15 protein-coding genes are annotated in these 18311 nt (G+C 65.1%); 8 read left to right on the top strand and 7 right to left on the bottom strand.

What is annotated here, in order from left to right; translation table 11 throughout:
• Positions 1 to 94: 94 nt before the first annotated feature.
• Positions 95 to 1534, bottom strand: coding sequence for an FAD-binding oxidoreductase (locus NUH86_RS08845; protein WP_267249162.1), 1440 nt, complete (start codon positions 1532 to 1534; stop codon positions 95 to 97).
• 78 nt (positions 1535 to 1612) lie between these two features.
• Here NUH86_RS08845 and NUH86_RS08840 point away from each other — a divergent pair, with 78 nt between their 5' ends.
• From NUH86_RS08840 to NUH86_RS08815, 6 genes are all read left to right on the top strand, one after another.
• The gene (locus NUH86_RS08840) at positions 1613 to 2047 is read left to right on the top strand and encodes a hypothetical protein (protein WP_267249161.1); all 435 of its coding nucleotides are present in this window, start codon (positions 1613 to 1615) and stop codon (positions 2045 to 2047) included.
• A gap of 109 nt (positions 2048 to 2156) precedes the next feature.
• Positions 2157 to 3506 carry a DEAD/DEAH box helicase gene (locus NUH86_RS08835; protein ID WP_267249160.1) on the top strand — a complete coding sequence of 450 codons (1350 nt, stop codon included), beginning with the start codon at positions 2157 to 2159 and terminating at the stop codon, positions 3504 to 3506.
• Between the two features lie 189 nt (positions 3507 to 3695).
• Positions 3696 to 5738 (top strand): autotransporter assembly complex protein TamA, encoded by a 2043-nt coding sequence (locus NUH86_RS08830; RefSeq protein ID WP_267249159.1) that lies wholly within the window; start codon positions 3696 to 3698, stop codon positions 5736 to 5738.
• Complete coding sequence (locus NUH86_RS08825) at positions 5738 to 9913, top strand: translocation/assembly module TamB domain-containing protein (protein WP_267249158.1); 4176 nt, start codon at positions 5738 to 5740, stop codon at positions 9911 to 9913. Before NUH86_RS08830 ends, NUH86_RS08825 begins: the two co-directional genes overlap by 1 nt.
• Positions 9914 to 9916: 3 nt before the next feature.
• The gene (locus NUH86_RS08820; protein ID WP_323748982.1) at positions 9917 to 11311 is read left to right on the top strand and encodes an L-serine ammonia-lyase; all 1395 of its coding nucleotides are present in this window, start codon (positions 9917 to 9919) and stop codon (positions 11309 to 11311) included.
• A gap of 169 nt (positions 11312 to 11480) precedes the next feature.
• The gene (locus tag NUH86_RS08815) at positions 11481 to 12134 is read left to right on the top strand and encodes an outer membrane protein (protein WP_267249157.1); all 654 of its coding nucleotides are present in this window, start codon (positions 11481 to 11483) and stop codon (positions 12132 to 12134) included.
• Between the two features lie 83 nt (positions 12135 to 12217).
• Here the strand turns inward: NUH86_RS08815 and pyrF are convergent, their stop codons facing one another.
• From pyrF to NUH86_RS08795, 4 genes are all read right to left on the bottom strand, one after another.
• A complete protein-coding gene (gene pyrF, locus NUH86_RS08810; protein ID WP_267249156.1) occupies positions 12218 to 12892 on the bottom strand; it encodes an orotidine-5'-phosphate decarboxylase in 675 nt (224 codons plus the stop codon).
• Positions 12889 to 13215, bottom strand: coding sequence for a lipopolysaccharide assembly protein LapA domain-containing protein (locus NUH86_RS08805; RefSeq protein WP_267249155.1), 327 nt, complete (start codon positions 13213 to 13215; stop codon positions 12889 to 12891). Before NUH86_RS08805 ends, pyrF begins: the two co-directional genes overlap by 4 nt.
• A 216-nt stretch (positions 13216 to 13431) precedes the next feature.
• Positions 13432 to 14031, bottom strand: coding sequence for an NAD(P)H:quinone oxidoreductase (wrbA, locus tag NUH86_RS08800; protein ID WP_267249154.1), 600 nt, complete (start codon positions 14029 to 14031; stop codon positions 13432 to 13434).
• Positions 14032 to 14211: 180 nt separating this feature from the next.
• Entirely contained in the window at positions 14212 to 14931 is a 720-nt protein-coding gene (locus tag NUH86_RS08795) for a pirin family protein (RefSeq protein ID WP_267249153.1), read from the bottom strand.
• 108 nt (positions 14932 to 15039) lie between these two features.
• On the opposite strand from NUH86_RS08795, the gene NUH86_RS08790 reads away from it, so the two are divergent.
• Both NUH86_RS08790 and ctrA read left to right on the top strand, forming a co-directional pair.
• Positions 15040 to 15933, top strand: a complete 894-nt coding sequence (locus NUH86_RS08790; protein ID WP_267249152.1) for a LysR family transcriptional regulator — start codon at positions 15040 to 15042, stop codon at positions 15931 to 15933.
• Positions 15934 to 16141: 208 nt separating this feature from the next.
• Positions 16142 to 16849, top strand: coding sequence for a response regulator transcription factor CtrA (ctrA, locus tag NUH86_RS08785; protein ID WP_007688543.1), 708 nt, complete (start codon positions 16142 to 16144; stop codon positions 16847 to 16849).
• 86 nt (positions 16850 to 16935) lie between these two features.
• Here the strand turns inward: ctrA and NUH86_RS08780 are convergent, their stop codons facing one another.
• Both NUH86_RS08780 and NUH86_RS08775 read right to left on the bottom strand, forming a co-directional pair.
• Positions 16936 to 17352 (bottom strand): hypothetical protein, encoded by a 417-nt coding sequence (locus tag NUH86_RS08780; RefSeq protein WP_267249151.1) that lies wholly within the window; start codon positions 17350 to 17352, stop codon positions 16936 to 16938.
• Between the two features lie 256 nt (positions 17353 to 17608).
• Positions 17609 to 18259, bottom strand: coding sequence for a hypothetical protein (locus NUH86_RS08775; RefSeq protein ID WP_267249150.1), 651 nt, complete (start codon positions 18257 to 18259; stop codon positions 17609 to 17611).
• Between the last annotated feature and the right edge of the window lie 52 nt (positions 18260 to 18311).

The following is an 18311-nucleotide window of genomic DNA, read 5'->3' as shown; positions in this document are numbered from 1 at the left end:
GCGCCGCTGGCCTGATACTGGGCAGAAGGGAATAAAGCCCTTGGGCGCTGGAGGCAATCGCTTTCGCTGAGCGGCGTCCGATATGGGGCTGTCGTCAGCCTTCTTCGGGGCGCGGGATCAGCTTGTCCGGGTTCATGATGCCCTGGGGGTCGAAGGCGGCCTTGATGGCGCGCAGGGCGTGGAGACGCGCCGGGCTGGCGAGGCGGCCCAGTTCGGCGCGCTTCATCTGGCCGATGCCATGTTCGGCGGAGATGGAGCCGCCCGCCGCGACCACCGCGTCGTGGACGAAGGCGTTGATCGCCTGGCTCTCCGCCGCGATCCAGGCCGGGCCGTCGCTGGTGCCGCTGGGGGCGCGGACGTGGAAATGGACGTTGCCGTCGCCCAGATGGCCGAAGGAGGAGGCGGTGGTGCCGGGAAAGCTCTTCTCCACCGCCGCCGCCGCATCGACCATGAAGGCGGGCATGCGGGGGACGGGAACGCTGATGTCGTACTGGAGCGCCGGTCCCTGCGCGCGTTCGGCCTCGGAAAGCGATTCGCGGATGCGCCAGAAGGCTTCGGCCTGCGCCTCATTGGCGGCGATGGCGGCGTCTACGGCAATGCCTTGCTCCAGCGCCTCTGCCAGGGCGCTTTCGAGCCGTTCGGAGGGGCCGGGTTCGCGCAGGTCGCCATGGTCGACCTCGATCAGCACATGCCACGGCGTGCGCGTCCCGATCGGGCAGCGGGTGCCGGCTATGTGCGAGAGGACGTGGCCCAGGCCGTCGTCGGCGATCACCTCAAACCCTTCCACGCTGTCGCCCAGCCGCGCTTCGCATAGGCGGAGCAGGGCAAGCGCCTGCGTGGGGGAGGGGACGCCGATCCAGCCGACGGCGCGGGCGGCGATGGCGGGAACCAGGCGCAGCGACGCGGCGGTGACGATGCCCAGCGTGCCTTCGGCGCCGATCAGCAATTGTTTGATGTCATAGCCGCGATTGTCCTTTTTCAGGGCGTCGAGGCCTTCAAAGACGCTGCCGTCGGGCAGCACCGCCTCTATCCCTTCCACCAATGCGCGCATCGTGCCGTGGCGCAGGACCTGCGTGCCGCCCGCATTGGTGGAGATCAGCCCGCCGATGGTGGCAGACCCCTTGGCGCCCAGACTCAAGGGGAAGCGCCTGCCTTCGGCCGCGGCGGCGTCGTGGAGGTTGGAGAGGATGACCCCGGCCTCGCAAATCGCCAGATTGTCTTGCGGAGACAGGCTGCGGATGCGGTTCATCCGGCGCAACGACAGGATCAGCGCGGAGCCGTCCGCAGGGGGCGTGGCGCCGCCGACCATGGAGGTGTTGCCGCCCTGCGGCACGAGCGGCACCCCCCATTTCGCGGCCAGTGCGACGGCGGCGGCGACATGTTCGGTCGAATCCGGCTGAAGGATCGCGGCGGCGGCGCCATGATAGCGGCCACGCCAGTCGCCGACCCAGGGGGCGATGTCGTCCGCGTTCGTGATGACGCCCTTTGGCCCCAGAAGATGCTGGAAGGCGGCGATAACCTCTTGTCCTATCATGGGACTGTCCTATGCCTTGAAATTCATCGACGGTTCAACCTGTGGCCCATAGCGTCTGCGTCCCAAAAGGGGTTCGACTTGCTTTATTCCGTCCTGCTGCTGATGAATGCGCCAGCCGCCGATCCTGTGCAATGGGCGCAGTTGTCGATCGAGCAACGCATCATCATCCGCGTGCCGATGGCGAGGAAGGGACGCGCGCCGTCTCGTCCCGAACCGGAAGCGCGGGATGGATGGAAGGAAAAGAAGGGGCCGCGCTGCATTGCCCTCCGCTCGATTCGGTCAGCCAGCATCATCATGGACAATGCCATAGATTTGTTGCTGGCGGACAATCACCGATACCGCGCCCGGTTGGAGCGCGGGTGCAACAGCATGGGCTTTTATTCAGGCTTCTATGTCGAGCCGGATGGGGACGGGTCGCTCTGTTCGGGGCGGGACGAGTTGCAGGCGCGCAGCGGGGCCAGTTGCGCGATCGACAGTTTCCGGCGATTGGAACAGGCCGAACCCGACGAATAAGCGCGTCACTTTCGCGATTTTCTTGACAAGAGAGCGATATTTCCGCAAGGCGCGCGCGATTTCCTCTGCGTTTCCATGCGGTGGATAGCCTCCTGTCCCGGACATTTGAATGACTTTTGCCGATCTCGGCCTTTCCGACGAATTATTGAAGGCCGTAACCGAGGCCGGATATGACACGCCCACGCCCATCCAGGCGCAGGCGATCCCGCCCGTGCTGATGATGAAGGACATTATCGGCATCGCCCAGACGGGGACGGGCAAGACCGCCAGCTTCGTGCTGCCGATGATTGACATATTGGCCCACGGCCGCGCCCGCGCCCTGATGCCGCGATCGCTGATCCTGGAGCCGACCCGCGAACTCGCCGCCCAGGTGGCGGAGAATTTCGAGAAATACGGGAAATATCACAAGCTCAACATGGCGCTGCTGATTGGCGGCGTGCAAATGGGCGATCAGCTCAAAGCCCTGGAAAAGGGCGTCGACGTGCTGATCGCGACGCCAGGCCGCCTGATGGACCTGTTCCAGCGGGGCAAGATCCTGCTCAACGGCTGCAGCATGCTGGTGATCGACGAAGCCGACCGGATGCTCGACATGGGCTTCATCCCGGATATCGAGGAAATCTGCACCAAGCTGCCCGCCCAGCGGCAGACCCTGCTGTTTTCCGCGACCATGCCGCCGGTGATCAAGAAACTGGCCGACCGGTTCCTGAGCAATCCCAAGTCGATCGAGGTGGCGCGGCCCGCGACGGCCTCGACCAACATCACCCAGCGGCTGGTGAAGGTCGATTCGCGCAAGAAGCGTGAGGCCCTGCGCGCCATGCTGGAGGCCGAGGACGTGCTGAGCGCGGTGATCTTCTGCAACCGCAAGACGACGGTGCGTGACCTTAACAAGAGCCTCCAGCGCCATGGCTTCAAGTCGGGCGAGATTCACGGCGACATCGACCAGTCGGCGCGGATCGCGGAACTGGAGCGGTTCCGGGCGGGGACGGTGAACATATTGGTGGCGTCGGACGTGGCGGCGCGCGGGCTGGACATCAAGGGCGTGAGCCATGTGTTCAACTTCGACGCGCCCTGGCATCCGGACGATTATGTGCACCGCATCGGCCGCACCGGCCGGGCAGGGGCGAAGGGGGTCGCCTATACCTTCGTGACGGCGGACGATGCCGAGGCGATCGACAATATCCAGAAGCTGATCAAGCAGCAGATCGAGACGATCGACGCGCCGATGGCGGCTGCTCCGGCGGAACGCGCCGTGGAGGAGCCGCGCAAGGCGGACAGGGAACGGCGGCCAGACCGCAAGTCCGAAAAGCGCCGCGACGAACGGCGTCATGAAGAACCGCGTGCGGCCCGTCCGGAAGGCAATGGCGCTCGCCCGCGTCGGTACGAATCGGTCGACGATGGCCCGGATGTCGGCTGGAACGGCCCGGTGCCGGAGTTTCTGTCGGTGGGTTTCAGCGCTTAGCCGCTATTCCAAGCGGGCCTGTGCAAGGTCTGCAAATGGCCATCTGCAGACATTTTCCTCCGCAAATGGGAGGGGGCAGGGGCGTCGGCTTCCATCCATCGCACGCTCCAGCCCGAATCGCCGCACAGGCTGTCCCGGCATGATCTTGGGGGCTGGCCATTTGCCCAATAACTGGTCTAGATCAGACCTATGAACACCGGTTTGCGGACCTGCCGCCGCATTTCAGGCCTTCCGCAAGCTGCCCGATGCTTTCTCGCGCCGCTGCTTCTGCTCGCGCCCGTCGCCTATGCGCAGACGGCGCCCCAGACCGGCGCCCCGTCCGATCCCGATCCCGCCCTTGCGCCGATGCCCGATATTGGCGTCGACTGGCCCGACATGGGCCAGCCGGACGCCGTCACTCCGATGGTCGAACTGCCGCCCGAAACCCCCGACGCGCAGCAAAAGGCCGAGGCACCGGAAGCCTCCGACGAACCGGCAGAGGAGGCCGTCACTTTCGCGGACACGGGTGAGGAGCGCCGCTACACCGTCACGCTGACCGGCGTGGAAGAAATTGCCGACGTCCAGTTCAACACCCGCTTCAATGAATTATCGGCCCTGCATCTGGGGAAGGGGGAACCCGCCAACCTCGCCCAGATCAACCGTCGCATCAAGGAGGACAGCGACCTGCTGGACCGCCTGCTGCGCGCCAAGGGCTATTATGCCGCCCGAGTCCGTGGTGGGGTCGCCGCGCCGCCGCCGGGCGGCGACAAGTTGGCCGTCACCCTTCGGATCGTGCCGGGCGCCCGCTATCTTCTCTCCTCCGTCGATCTGACGGGCCTGGAAACCACCGGCGAGCGTGAAGCGAAATTGCGGGCCGCATTCCCGCCCAAGCCCGGCGATCCCGTCGATGCCGATGCCATTCTTGCGGGCCGGGAATCGCTGGCGGTCGCGCTTGCGGAAAACGGCTTCCCCTTCGGCAAGGTGGACGAACCGGAAGTCCGCATCGACCATGAAGAACGCAAGGGCGATCTGGATATCGTCGTCAATCCCGGCGCCTATCGCACCTTCGGCAAGATCGTCATGGGCGATCGGAGATTGTTCAGCGCCCGCCATGTCCAGCGCATCGCCCGTTTCCACCCCGGCGACCCCTATATGGCGTCGGACGTGGAGGATTTGCGGCAGGCGCTGGTCGCCACAGGCCTGGTTTCCTCCCTGACGATGACGCCGAAGGACGCGGGCGACGGCGAGCATGTCGACCTGGCCATCGACGCCAAACCTGCGCCATTGCGCACTATCGCGGGCGAATTGGGTTACGGCACGGGCGAGGGCTATCGCGCGGAAGTGAGCTGGACCCATCGCAATTTCTTCCCGCCCGAAGGCGCCGTGACCCTGCGCGGCGTGGTCGGCACGCAGGAGCAGACGGCCTCCTTCACCTATCGCCGCAACAATTTCCGCCGCCGCGACAATGTGCTGACGGGCCTGCTGTCGGTCAGCAATATCAGGCGCGACGCCTATGATGCCCGCACCGTCACCCTGTCGGGGTCGCTGGAGCGCCAGACCAACATCCTCTTCCAGAAGAAATGGGTCTGGCGCATCGGCGGCGAACTGATCGCCTCCGACGAGGCTGATGCGTTCAGCAACGGCAACCGCCGCACCTTCCTTATTAGCGCCGTTCCCCTAAGCCTCACCTATGACGGCAGCGACGACCTGCTGAACCCCACCAGAGGGTTCCGCCTGGGTGGCCGCCTCAGCCCCGAACTTTCCTTCCAGAACACGACCTTTGGCTATGCCCGCGTGCAACTTGACGGCAGCGTCTATCAACCGATGAACGAGCGCATCGTGCTTGCCGCCCGCGCCCGTTTCGGCACGATCCTGGGGTCGACCGTCGACCGCATCGCTCCGTCGCGGCGCTTCTATGCGGGCGGCGGCGCGTCGGTGCGCGGCTATGGCTATCAGGCGATCGGACCGCGCTACGGCCCGGATGACGATCCGGTCGGCGGCAAGAGCCTGGCCGAATTCTCGCTGGAATCGCGCATACGCTTCGGCAATTTCGGCGTCGTGCCCTTTGTCGACGCGGGGAATATCTCGACCAGCTTCCTGCCCCGCTTCCGCGACCTGCGCATCGGCGCGGGGCTGGGCGTGCGCTATTACAGCAGCTTCGGCCCGATCCGCATCGACGTCGGCACGCCGCTCAACCCGCAGTCTGGCGATCCGAAGGTCGCCGTCTACGTCTCGCTGGGACAGGCCTTCTGATGGCGCCAGATTCGCCCGCCGCCCCGCCGCGCCGCCGCCGCGCCTGGGATAGCCGCTGGCAACGCTGGGTCGCGGGCATCATCGCCACGCTGCTGCTGATCGTGGCGGGTGCGCTGGCCTGGCTCGACACCACGTCCGGCCACCGCTTCCTCGTTGCCCGGATCGCCCGGATCAGCCCGCCTTCGGGCCTGCGCATCCATGTCGACCGGATAGAGGGCAGCATCTACCGCAAGGCGATCCTCCACGGCCTCACCCTGTCCGATCCCAAGGGCGCCTTCCTCGACGCGTCCAGGGTGGAACTGGACTGGTGGCCCTTCGCCTGGGCCTATAACCGGCTGGACATCGACCGCCTCGTCATACCGCAGGCGACCCTGCACAAGCTGCCGAAACTCAACCCCAGCGAGCGGCAGGGGCCGATCCTGCCCGGTTTCGACATCCGCCTGATGCAATTTTCCGTCGGCCGCCTGATCATCGACCGGGGCGTCACCGGGAAGGTGCAACAGGCCACGCTGTCGGGCGACGCCGACATTCGCGGCGGCCGCGCCATCATAGACCTTTCGGCCCGCGTGCTGAATGGCGAGGATGCGCTCAACATTGCGCTCGACAGCCGCCCGGACGACGACAGGTTCGACCTGGACGTCACGGTCAACGCCCCCAAGGGAGGCGTGCTGGCGGTCATGGCGGGCCTGCGGCAGGACGCCAACCTGCGCATCCATGGCAGGGGTAGCTGGACCCGATGGGACGGGCGCCTGGCGGGCACGCTCGACAGCGAACCCGCCATCGACCTGAAGCTCGCGGCCCGCAGCGGAAACTATGCCGCCACCGGCACCATCGAAGGCTCCGCCATAGCGGGGCAGGGCCTGTTCCAGCGACTCTCCGCCCCCCGCCTCACCATTCAGGCCAGCGGATCGATGACCGACCGGGTGATCGACGGCAAGCTCTCGCTCCGCTCCACCGCGATCGACCTCAGCGCCGACGGCGGCATCGACCTGCGCAACAATGCGCTCGATAATCTGCTTGTCGATGTGAAGCTCGCCCGCCCGCAGGCGCTGCTCAAGTCGATGAATGGCCGCGACATCGCCGCCCGCATCCGCCTGGACGGTCCGCTGGGGGCGTTCGGCTATGAATATCTGCTGACGGCGAAGCAACTGGCCTTCGGCAAGACCGTGATCCACGATGTCCGCGCCGACGGGAAGGGGCGCAAGGCCAGGGGCGGTCCCGCGCTGATCCCCGTCCACCTGCGCGCCCGCCGCCTGGACGGGCAGGGCGAACTGGTCGAAGGCATCATCCGCAATTTCGTCCTGGACGGGGTGCTGCAACTCAAGGATCAGCAGATCGTCAGCAACCCGATGACGGTGCGATCCGACAAGCTGCGCGGCAAGCTGATCATGGTCGCGGACCTGAAGACGGGCCGTTATGATTTCGGCCTGGACGGGCAGATCAGCGGCCTTGCCATTCGCGGCCTGGGCATCGTCGACCTGACGTCGAAACTGCGCGCCATCCCCGGTCCCAAGGGCGCCTTCACGCTCAGCGGCAATGCGATGGCGCGGATGCGGCGGCTGGACAACAGCTTCCTGCGTTCGCTGGGCGGCGGCCTGCCCGTGCTGCGCAGCGGCTTGACGCTTGGGCCGGACGGGCAGCTTCAATTCACCAACCTCCATCTTGAAGCGCCGCTGATCGTCCTTGCGGCCAAGGGCTATCGCCGCCGCGACGGCACATTCCATTTCGAAGGCAGCGGCCGGCACAGAAGCTATGGCCCCCTGCGCCTGACCCTGGACGGCAAGATCGACCGCCCGACCGTCGACGTGATCCTGCAAAGTCCGTTGAAAGCACTGGGCGTCACCGACATGCACGTCCACCTCGTCCCCGACGCGGCGGGCTACGGCTTCACGGCGGAGGGCGGATCGACGCTTGGCCCCTTCACCGGTAATGGCGCGATCCTGCTGCCGTCCGGCGGCCAGGCCATCGTCCGGATCGCCCGCGTGACGGCATCCGGCGTGACCGCAAGCGGTGACCTGCGCCCGGTCACCGGCGGCCTTGACGGCACGCTCAATGTCAGCGGCCCGGTTATCGGGACCGTCGCCTTCGCGCCCGTCAACGGCATTCAGCGGCTCATCCTGAAGCTGGACGCCACTGACGCCAGCTTCGACGGCCCGACCAGCATCGCCGTCCGCCGGGGCAAGCTGGACGCGACGATCCTGCTCGATCCAGCAGGCACATCGATCAACGCCACCGCGCAGGCGCGGGGCGTGCGCGTCGGCGCGATCTCCATCGGCCGCCTTGCCGCCAACGCTGAACTGGTCGATGGCAGCGGCAAGGTCCGCGCCAGCGTCTCCGGCCAGCGCGGTCGCCTGTTCGACCTTACCGGCGAAGCGCAGGTCGAACCCGGCCGCATCCAGATCCAGGCCAGCGGCACCATCGACAAGCGCCCGATCCGGCTGACCCGCGCCGCCATCTTCACCCGCACCCAGGACGGCTGGCGCCTCGACCCCGCGTCGATCAGCTTCGCGGGCGGATCGCTCCAGCTTGGCGGGGAATTAAGCGGCCAGACCACCAGTATCGAAGCGCGCCTGGAGAAGCTGCCCCTCTCGCTGCTGGACATCGCCTATGACAATCTGGGCCTGGGTGGCACGGCCACCGGTTCGCTCAGCTATGTGCATACCCGTGGCGACATGCCCACCGGCAAGGCGGAACTGCGCGTGCGTGGCCTGTCCCGTTCCGGCCTGTCGCTCAGTTCCCGCCCGGTCGACGCAGGCGTCAATGCGGTTCTCTCCCATGACCGGCTGGCGACCCGCATGATCTTCGTCGCGGACGGCCAGACCATCGGTCGCGCCCAGGCGCTGCTGACCCCGCTTGGGTCTGAAGGCAGTTTGGTCGAGCGCCTCAACCGCGCCCCGCTCTTCGCGCAGCTTCGCTATAACGGCACCGCCGATACGCTTTGGCGTCTGACCGGGGTGGAGATTGTCGACATATCCGGCCCCGTCAGCGTCACCGCCGATGCGCGGGGCACGCTGGGCGACCCGGTCATCACTGGCGCGCTCGCCACCGATGGCGCTGCGATCAACAGCCCCGTCACCGGCATGCGCCTGCACGACGTCAAGGCGCGGGGGCGCTTCTCCGGCGCGCAACTGGTCATGACCGATTTCAGCGCCACCGCGCAAAATGGCGGCAGCGTCACCGGCACCGGCAGCTTCACCTTCATGGGGCTGGGGGGCGTCGGCATGGACCTGCGCCTTCAGGCTGAAAACGCCGCCCTGCTGGAGCGTGACGATATCGCCGCCACCGTCACCGGCCCGATCACGCTCAATTCCACCGGCAAGGGCGGTACCATCGGCGGCGACCTGATCCTCAATCGCAGCCGCTTCACCATGGGCCGCGCCGCCGCCGTGGCGCAAATCCCCGAACTCAGGGTCATCGAGATCAACCGGCGCGGCGATGAGATAGAGCGCCCTCGCACCATCGCCCCCTGGGTGCTGGCGATCAAGGCGCGCGCCCGCAACCGGTTGATCGTAACGGGCCTCGGCCTCGAAAGCGAATGGCGCGCCGATCTCGACATTGGCGGCACCGTCGCCAGCCCCGCCATAGCGGGCACCGCCACCCTCGTTCGCGGCACCTATGATTTCGCGGGCCGCCGCTTCGATCTGAAGGAAGGCAAGATCCAGTTCGACGGCCGCACGCCCGTCAACCCGACGCTGGATATCGATGCGGAGGCGAATGTCAGCGACCTGACCGCCACCATCCATGTCGGCGGCACCGGCCTGAAACCCGTCATCACCTTCACCAGCGTCCCAGCGTTGCCGCAGGATGAACTGCTGTCCCGCATCCTGTTCGGCACGTCCATCGTCAACCTGTCCGCGCCCGAAGCGCTGCAACTCGCCTCGGCGGTCGGCTCGCTCCAGGGGCAGGGCGGCCTCGACCCGATCAACGCCGTGCGCAGGGCGGCGGGCCTCGACCGGCTGCGCATCATCGCCGCCGATCCGAATCAGGGGCAGGGTACGTCCATCGCGGCGGGCAAATATCTGACGCGCAAGACCTATGTGGAACTGATCACCGACGGGCAGGGCTATTCCGCCACCCGCATCGAATATCAGGTCACGCGCTGGCTCTCGCTGCTCGCCGCCATCTCCACGCTTGGCCGTGAAAGCGCCAACGTCCGCGTTTCGAAGGATTATTAAGGCGTGACCAAATCCCGCATCGACGCCGCTGCCGCGATCAGCGTCATGGACCTGTTCACCATCGGTATCGGCCCGTCCAGCTCGCACACGGTCGGCCCGATGCGCGCGGCGCTGATGTTCATGGACTCGTTGCCAGCCATTCCGATCCGCGTGCAATGCGAACTTTACGGCTCGCTGGCCCTCACCGGCAAAGGCCACGCCACCGATACGGCGATATTGCTCGGCCTGTCCGGCCATCGTCCCGAAAGCGTCGACCCAGACGCCATCCCCGCGACCCTGGTCGCCATCCGCAGCGAAGGCCGCATCCAGTCGGGCAGCGCCGCCGGTCAATTCATCCCCTTCGACGAAGGGACCGACCTGCTTTTCCGCATGGGTGAATTTATGGAGGCGCACAGCAATGGCATGCGCTTCTCCGCATGGTTTGAAGGGCAGGAAAAACCCCTTGTCCGCGACTATTATTCCGTCGGTGGCGGCGCAGTCCTGCCCGGCACGGCGGAGATCGCCGCCGGTACGCCGCTCGGCCACAATGTCGTTCAGCCGCATCCCTTCTCCTCCGGCGCAGAAATGCTTGGCCTGGGCGAATCGACTGGCCTCAGCATCGCTACCCTGGTCCTGCGCAATGAAGGCGCCTGGCGCGCCCAGGGCGAAACCGAAGCCTTCCTTGACAGCGTGATCGACGCGATGAGCGCCTCCATCTACCGCGGCCTGAAGGAAGAGGGCTTGCTCCCCGGCGGTCTCAAGGTCCGCCGTCGCGCCCGCGCCATCCATAACCGGTTGGTGTTGCAGCAAAACGCCCTCGGCCCCGCGCAGATATTCGAATGGGTCAGCCTGTTCGCCCTTGCGGTGAACGAGGAAAATGCCGCGGGAGGCCGCGTCGTCACCGCGCCCACCAATGGCGCGGCGGGCGTCATCCCGGCAGTGCTGCATTATTATCGCCGCTTCGTTCCCGGCGCGGACCGGGATGGCGAACGCCGCTTCCTGCTCACCGCCGCCGCCATCGGCTTCCTCTACAAGAAGCGTGCCTCAATCTCCGCCGCCGAAATGGGTTGTCAGGGAGAGGTCGGTGTGGCCTGCTCCATGGCTGCCGCAGGTCTTGCCGCCGTTCTTGGCGGCACCAACGGTCAAATCGAAAACGCCGCCGAGATCGGCATGGAGCATAATCTGGGCCTCACCTGCGACCCGATCGGCGGCCTGGTCCAGATACCTTGCATCGAACGCAATACCATGGGTGCGGTGAAGGCGATCAACGCCGCCTATCTCGCCTTGCAAGGCGATGGCCGCCACATCGTCAGCCTGGACGCGGTGATCGAAACCATGCGCCAGACGGGGGAGGACATGGCCAGCCGATACAAGGAAACCAGCCTCGGCGGCCTGGCCGTCAATGTGGTGGAATGCTGATCGGCTCGTCGTCCCCGTGGCTCTCTTTCACGGCGACCTGAGTGTGGTTCGTGGCATTAATGGCACATAATCAATCGTTTATCTGAGGTTCATGAAACTTCACGGCATCCCCATGACTTCAAACTGTTCCTCCTGACAGGGGAAAAGAAGAAGAATGGAGTATCCGAATATGCGTAAGATTCTGGCCGCAACCCTCCTGACCGGCGCAGCGGTCGCAAACCCCGCTCTGGCGCAGGAACCCAATTCCACCTTCACCGGCCCTCGCGTGGAAGCGATATTGGGCTATGACCGCACGGGCGCCGGCAGCAGCGTCGATAACGATAATGACCGGGACGACCAGTCGATCGACGGACTGCTCTATGGCGTGGGCGCGGGCTATGACGTGAACCTCGGCAGCGCGGTCATCGGCGTGGAAGGCGAATATACCGATTCCACCGCGAAGAGCAGCCGCAACGACTTCACCGACCAGTTCGGCTTCGGCCGCGTCAAGCAGGGGCGCGATCTCTATGTCGGCGCGCGGGCGGGCATCCTCGCCAATCCGAACACGCTGGTCTATGTGAAGGGCGGCTATACCAACACCAAGCTGGATGTACTGGCTGGCGACACCAACCAGGAAACCAACACCGATTTCAAACTGGACGGCTGGCGCATCGGCGCGGGTGTGGAACGAGCGATCAACACCAACACCTTCGCCAAACTGGAATATCGTTATTCCAAATATGAGGATGCGCATATCGATTTCGCCAATGGCGCGACCAGCGAAGAATTCGGCATCGACACCGACCGCCATCAGGTCGTGGCCAGCCTGGGCTGGCGCTTCTGACGGCAGCGGAACCGCAGACCGGGCAGCTTGCTGCCACGCCATAGTTGGAAGAGGGGGGCATTGTCCCCCTCTTCTGACTCCGCCTAAAGCGTAGCCTCGATCTCCCTGGCCGCGATATCGGGCTTTTCCGCCAGGCTGATCGGGCGCCCGACCACCAGGATAGATGCGCCGCGATCCAGCGCCTCACGCGGCGTCACTGCCCGTTTCTGGTCGCCCATGGCCCCGCCCGCAGGCCGCACCCCTGGCACCACGAAGAACCCCTCCGGCCAGGCCTTCTTCGCCAGCCCGACCTCCTCGCCGGAACAGACGATCCCGTCCAGCCCCGCGCTGTGCGCCAGATCGGCCAGCCGCGCCACCTGATCCTCGGCCCGGCCGCCGACGCCGATATCCAGCAGGTCGCCATCGTCCAGACTGGTGAGCACCGTCACGGCGACCACCTTCGTGTTGACGCCTGCCGCCGCCTTCGCATCCTCCAGCATGGCACGCCCGCCCGCTGCATGGACGGTCAGGATCGCCGGCTCCAGCACATGAAGCGCCTGCACCGCCTTGGCCACGGTATTGGGTATGTCGTGCAGCTTCAGGTCCAGGAAGATCGGCAGGTTGAACTTCATCATCTCATGCACGCCGTGATGGCCATGGGCGCAGAAGAATTCCAGCCCCAGCTTCAGCCCGCCCACATGATGGCGCACCTGCTGCGCCAGTAACTGGGCCTTGCGCAGGTCGGGCGTATCGATGGCGACGTAGATCGGGCTGGTCATGCTTGTCCTGTGACGGAGAGGGAAGGTGCCGCTGCTGCCGCATCCTCTGCGGCGGTGACGGCAGGAGAGGGGGTGGCGGTCGCGGCGACCAGCGCTCGTTCGGTGCTTTCCAGCTTGCGCTTCATCCGCCAGCGCGTGGCCCGCGCCATGATCCAGAACGGCAGCGCACCCAATATATAGGCGCCGATCAACAGAACTGGCAGCTTGGTTTCCATAACGAGATCGCCCCATAGACGGACGGTCACGGGCACATAATTCGCCATGCAAAAAAAGGCGAGGGCGACGGCGATGACGACCCAGAAGGCAGTCCGCAGAAATTGCATCAACGCTCCTATAGCTGCTGAACGACGCAGCTTAGGCGATTTTGTCGCGCTGCGGAAGCGCTTCATCGGATGAACGAAAAGAAGGGTGCCGACGCGCAGTCCGATGCGCCGGCTCCCCATTGGAGTTGATGCCTTGCGACCCAGGGCCCTCAACAACCGTCCCGCCCGAAGCGATCGAAATCGCATCGGACGAAAACCAGACGGCGCGGCAACCGCTTATCCGTGCAGCTTCAACGCCGTTTCCGCGATCCGGCGGCCCTGATAGCGCGCGCCTTCCAATTCCTCCTCATCCGGCTGGCGGCTGCCGTCGCCGTCGGCCAGCGTGGTCGCGCCATAGGGGGATCCGCCGCGCACCTTGTCGACACCCATCTGCCCGGCAAAACCATAGTCGAGGCCGACGATCACCAAGCCGAAATGCAGCAGGTTGGTAATGATCGAGAACAAGGTGGTTTCCTGGCCGCCATGCTGGCTGGCGGTCGAGGTGAAGGCCCCGCCGACCTTGCCGTTCAGCGCGCCGCGCGCCCACAGGCCGCCCGCCTGGTCCAGGAACGCCGCCATCTGGCTGGACATGCGGCCGAAGCGCGTGCCGGTGCCGATGATGATCGCGTCATATTCCGCCAGATCGGCGACGGTCGCGATGGGCGCTTCCTGATCCAGCTTGAAATGCGCGGCCTTCGCGATTTCCAGCGGCGCCGTTTCGGGCACGCGCTTGATGTCGACCTGCGCACCGGTCGAAGCGGCGCCTTCGGCCACGGCCTTGGCCATCGTTTCGATGTGGCCGTAGGAGGAATAGTAGAGAACCAGAACCTTAGTCATGAGTGTCTCCAATCGCGTTAATGCGTTGATCGTAAAAAGGTTTCGAAAAATTTGGCCGCCCGCGTGAGGGGGGAGGGAATACGCGGGCGGCCTTCGGCCCGTCCATAAGGGGGGAGAGGGACGGGCCGGATTCCGGTCGTTGGATTTCACGCGGTCATGCCAACGCTTGACCTGGAAATGCTATATGCTGTCCACCAGAACGATTTCGGTGTCCTCGATCGCCTTGACGGTGATGGGCGCGCCGCCGATGATCGCGGCGCCATCCCGCGCCTCGAAAATCTGGCCCTCTATCTCGATCCGGCCCGTCGCCGGGACCAGATAGAGATGACGCCCTTCGGCGCTGTCATAGGTCACGCTCTCGCCCGCCTTGACGGTGCCGCCCAGCAGGCGGGCGTCGGCGCGGATGCGGAGCGCTTCCTTGTCATCCTCATGGCCGCTGGCCAGCACCACCAGCTTGCCGGACCGGTCGCCACTGGGAAAGGGCTTGGCGCCCCAGCTCGGCTGGCCGCCACGGTCGCTGGGGATGATCCAGATCTGGAAGAGCGTCGTCGTCTCATCCTCCAGATTATATTCGGCGTGACGGATGCCGGTGCCCGCGCTCATCACCTGGACATCGCCCGCTGCGGTGCGGCCCTTGTTGCCCAGGCTGTCCTGATGGGTGATCGCGCCCTTGCGGACATAGGTGATGATTTCCATGTCCGCATGGGGATGCGGCGGAAAGCCGGAGCGCGAAGCGATTTCATCGTCGTTCCACACCCGGATCGCGCCCCAGTGCATCCGGGCCGGATCATGATAGTCCGCGAAGGAAAAATGATGCCGCGCATTCAGCCAGCCATGGTCGGCATGGCCGAGCGAGGCGAAGGGGCGGCGCTCTATGCGGCTCCCGACTGTCGTGCTCATAACTCAGGCCCTTTCAAATGTTCGCCGGGGGTTTCCGGCTTGCTTTCCGCCAATGTAGCGATCAGGATCGTTTCCTGAATAAGCAGCATTGAAACGGATTGTTTCCTTATGCGTCTTCCCGATTTCGAAGCCTGGGCGATGTTCGCCGCCGTGGTCGAACATCGCAGCTTCACGGACGCCGCCAAGGCGTTGAGCGTGTCCAAGGCCACCGTGTCCAAGGCGGTGACGCGGCTGGAGCAGCATCTGGACACCAGCCTGTTCAGCCGCACCAGCCGCCGCCTGGCCCTGACCGAAAGCGGCAAGCGGCTGGCGGACCATGCCGCCCGCATCCTTTCCGAAGGACAGGCGGCGGAGGAAGCTGCGCGGGACGAGACGGCGGAACTGTCCGGCACGGTCCGCCTGGGCGCGCCGATGAACTTCGGTCTGCTGCGTGTCGCGCCGCTGATCGCGGAGTTCACCAGGCAATATCCGCAGGTGGACATTGACCTGCACCTGTCCGACGCCCGCATCGACCTGGTGGAGATGGGGCTGGACGCCACCATCCGTATCGCCGACATGCCCGACAGTTCGCTTCGCGCCCGGCGGCTGGCTGACGTCAAGCTGCATACCATCGCTTCGCCGGCCTATCTGGCGGAACGGGGGCGTCCGACGCACCCGTCCGACCTCGGCAGTCATGATTGCCTCTGCTATTCCAACACGCCGGCGCCCGACGTCTGGCGTTTCTCCGGCCCCGGCCAGCAGAATGTCGTGGTGCAGGTCCGCGCCCGCATCACGGTTAACAGTGGGGAGGCGATGCTGCCTGCCCTGCGCGCCGGGGTGGGTATCGCCAGGTTGCCCGACTTCATCGTCGGCGAGGGGCTGGCATCGGGTGAATTGGAGGAAATTCTGGTCGACTGGCGGCCGCCGCCCTTCGGCATTCATCTGGTCACGCCGCCATCGCGCCTGCGGCCCGCGCGGGTCGATGCGGTGCTTGATTTCCTGACTCGACATCATGGCTGTTGACCGCTCGTTTCGCAGACGAATCCATATTGACTCATCTGAATCATTTCGGCGCCAAAACATTGAAAACTGATTCAAAATCACGCGACTCGTGGATTTCTGCCGGTTAGCGAAAAATTAACCTTTGTCCTTCAGAAGTTTTTTGGTTAATGAATTGGAGCGGTTGTCGTTCTCTGGGGGTGAACGGGACTGCTACGCAAAGGGGCTTCACATGCGCGTGCTGCTAATCGAAGACGAACCGACCACCGCGAAGGCCATCGAGCTTATGCTCACGACCGAGGGGTTCAACGTCTATACGACCGACCTTGGCGAAGAGGGTCTCGACCTCGGCAAGCTCTATGATTACGACATCATCTGCCTGGACCTGAACCTGCCGGACATGCACGGCTATGACGTGCTCAAAAAGCTCCGCGCCGCGAAGGTGCAGACGCCGGTGCTGATCCTCTCCGGCGTGGCGGAGATGGACAGCAAGGTCCGCTCCTTCGGTTTCGGCGCTGACGATTATGTGACCAAGCCGTTCCATCGCGAGGAACTGATCGCCCGCATCCATGCCGTGGTGCGCCGTTCGAAGGGCCATTCGCAGTCGGTCATCCGCACCGGCAAGCTGGCGGTGAACCTGGACGCGAAGACCGTGGAAGTGGACGGCAACCGCGTCCACCTGACCGGCAAGGAATATGCGATGCTGGAGCTTCTGTCGCTCCGCAAGGGCACGACTCTAACCAAGGAAATGTTCCTCAACCATCTTTATGGCGGCATGGACGAGCCGGAACTCAAGATCATCGACGTCTTCATCTGCAAGCTGCGCAAGAAGCTGGCGCTGGCCTGCAATGGCGAAAATTATATCGAGACGGTCTGGGGCCGCGGTTATGTGCTGCGCGATCCGGACGAGGCGGAAGAATTCGCCACGAAGGTCGCCTGACGAATCCAGCATCGGTACAGGAAACAGGAAGGCCGACGATCCAAGGGGGATTGTCGGCCTTTTTCATTTTGGACGCCGGGGAAAGGTCAATCCAGTTTGAAACGGGTATCCAGGCCCGGCGATCGGGTTCTGAAACCCGGCCTTTTCGTTTCGGTAGACACCCGGAAATTGGTGGGAACCTGATAGGATGCGACCGGCCGTTCGGCGGGGGCGGGGCTTTTCACATTGGCGGGATCGATCGAGGCGCGCAGTTCCACGCCGAAGGCCTGGCCCCTGCGCCACACGACCCTGCCTTCGGCGGGCGCGCAATCGGGCAGGGTGATGACCACGCTGTCCCCCAGCGCCAGATCCAGTTCGCATCGCCCGCCAATGCCCAGTTCCGAAACGTCGCGGACCAATATGTCGATTTCGCCATGGCGCGGATGGCGCATGCGCGCCTTCAGCAACCGGCGCCGTCGTTGATATTGGCGCTTCGACAGAAATTCGGGATCGGAATCGGGCATGAATGTCCCGCTATTTTTCCTTTTTGGGCGTCATGAAGACCCCCGATTGCGACCTCATTCCAATGAGCGTCGGCCCGTAGGAATGGCTATAACTTTAGTTTTAACCTCATTGCCGGTGGATGGGAAGTTGGATGATCTTAACCCAATTAAATCAATCGGTTTTCAGCGAAGCCACAGGAAAAGGCCGGCCATCCCGATGGGGAGGGCCGGCCTTTCGATCGGGCGATGGGGCGGTAGGGGCCGCCCCATCGAAATATTATTCAGCCGCCTGATCGGAAGAGGCGGAACCGCTCGACCCGGTGGCCTGGCCGTTGCCCGAAAGCTGGCCGCTGGCGTCTATCGAGGCTGCGCCGCTCGCTTTGTTCGCGATGCCGCTTGCAGTCCCCGCCGCGCTGCCGGCAGCGCTCGCGGCATGATCATGAGCGGCGCTGGCCGCCGCTCCGGCACGGTCGCGGGTGTTGGCGACGGCCATGGCTGCCCGATCCCGCGCTGCGCCAGCCGTGCTGTCTGCCTGATCGCGCAGGCCGCCCACGGCGTTGCCGACATCGCTGGTGCCCAGCGTATCGGCGGTCAAGCTGCCGCTGGCCGAGCCGCTTGCGGAGCCGGAGGCGCTGCCGCCATGCTTTTTGCCGTGGCGGCTGACCGACCCGCTGGCGGAACCGCTGCCGCTGCCACGGCCCGAACCGCTGGCGCCCACGCGACCATTTTCCAGGTCGACGCTGCGGTCGAGACCGATGCCGCCAGAACCGCCGAGCGTGCCGCCCAGCGATCCGCCGACGCCACCCAGGCCGCCGCCCAGGCCGCCGCCGAGCATGCCGCCACCGCCGCCGCCCAGCAACTGGGCCGAGGCGGGCGCCGCCGTCATGGCGGCCAGGGCGGCGGTGGCGAGAAGGAACTTCACTTTCATCGATCGTCTCCTTGTTCATTGTCGATCCGATGAAAGGACAACGGGATAGCGA

This window comes from Sphingobium sp. JS3065, assembly GCF_026427355.1.
Taxonomy (GTDB): domain Bacteria; phylum Pseudomonadota; class Alphaproteobacteria; order Sphingomonadales; family Sphingomonadaceae; genus Sphingobium.
Note: the sequence above shows the minus strand (reverse complement) of the source record. Positions and strands in the feature narration are given on the sequence as shown.

Coding starts and splice junctions, on each gene's coding strand:
- NUH86_RS08845 (WP_267249162.1), bottom strand. CDS start 1,534: ATGATAGGACAAGAGGTTATCGCCGCCTTCCAGCATCTTCTGGGGCCA.
- NUH86_RS08835 (WP_267249160.1), top strand. CDS start 2,157: ATGACTTTTGCCGATCTCGGCCTTTCCGACGAATTATTGAAGGCCGTA.
- NUH86_RS08830 (WP_267249159.1), top strand. CDS start 3,696: ATGAACACCGGTTTGCGGACCTGCCGCCGCATTTCAGGCCTTCCGCAA.
- NUH86_RS08825 (WP_267249158.1), top strand. CDS start 5,738: ATGGCGCCAGATTCGCCCGCCGCCCCGCCGCGCCGCCGCCGCGCCTGG.
- NUH86_RS08815 (WP_267249157.1), top strand. CDS start 11,481: ATGCGTAAGATTCTGGCCGCAACCCTCCTGACCGGCGCAGCGGTCGCA.
- pyrF (WP_267249156.1), bottom strand. CDS start 12,892: ATGACCAGCCCGATCTACGTCGCCATCGATACGCCCGACCTGCGCAAG.
- NUH86_RS08805 (WP_267249155.1), bottom strand. CDS start 13,215: ATGCAATTTCTGCGGACTGCCTTCTGGGTCGTCATCGCCGTCGCCCTC.
- wrbA (WP_267249154.1), bottom strand. CDS start 14,031: ATGACTAAGGTTCTGGTTCTCTACTATTCCTCCTACGGCCACATCGAA.
- NUH86_RS08795 (WP_267249153.1), bottom strand. CDS start 14,931: ATGAGCACGACAGTCGGGAGCCGCATAGAGCGCCGCCCCTTCGCCTCG.
- NUH86_RS08790 (WP_267249152.1), top strand. CDS start 15,040: ATGCGTCTTCCCGATTTCGAAGCCTGGGCGATGTTCGCCGCCGTGGTC.
- ctrA (WP_007688543.1), top strand. CDS start 16,142: ATGCGCGTGCTGCTAATCGAAGACGAACCGACCACCGCGAAGGCCATC.
- NUH86_RS08780 (WP_267249151.1), bottom strand. CDS start 17,352: ATGCCCGATTCCGATCCCGAATTTCTGTCGAAGCGCCAATATCAACGA.
- NUH86_RS08775 (WP_267249150.1), bottom strand. CDS start 18,259: ATGAAAGTGAAGTTCCTTCTCGCCACCGCCGCCCTGGCCGCCATGACG.